This window comes from Suttonella ornithocola (assembly GCF_001889065.1).
GTDB lineage: Bacteria > Pseudomonadota > Gammaproteobacteria > Cardiobacteriales > Cardiobacteriaceae > Suttonella_A > Suttonella_A ornithocola.
The window spans coordinates 1-340 of the sequence record NZ_LWHB01000299.1; the positions used below are offsets into that span (position 1 = coordinate 1).

A 340-nucleotide genomic window follows, 5' to 3' on the forward strand; every position below is an offset into this window, starting at 1 on the left:
CACCTGTTTGTGCGTTAACCGATAGGTAGTCGGATGCGGTTTTTAGGCTGTAAGTGATGGTGTCATTATCCGCATCAGCTGCTTTGGCGGTGCTGATAACGTCATTAGCTTGAGCTTTGCTTTGAATGAGTTCAGCGCTAGGGGTAAAGGTTGGGGCTTCAGGAGTGTGGTTGGTTGCGGTAGGATTAAATACCGCTTCGCTTTCACTGTGTCCGTCATTCGCCACAATGGTAACCGCTGGCAAGGTATTGCCTTGGTTTACCCAATCCGCACCTTTAACAGTGAGGGTAATTTCACCTGTTTGTGCGTTAACCGATAGGTAGTCGGATGCGGTTTTTTA

The 340-nt window shown here is 48.2% G+C and carries 1 protein-coding gene; it reads right to left on the minus strand.

From position 1 onward, the window contains the following. On the minus strand, positions 1-244 hold a 244-nt coding region (locus tag A5N85_RS13895; protein ID WP_143143340.1), incomplete at its 3' end, for a hypothetical protein. Between the last annotated feature and the right edge of the window lie 96 nt (positions 245-340).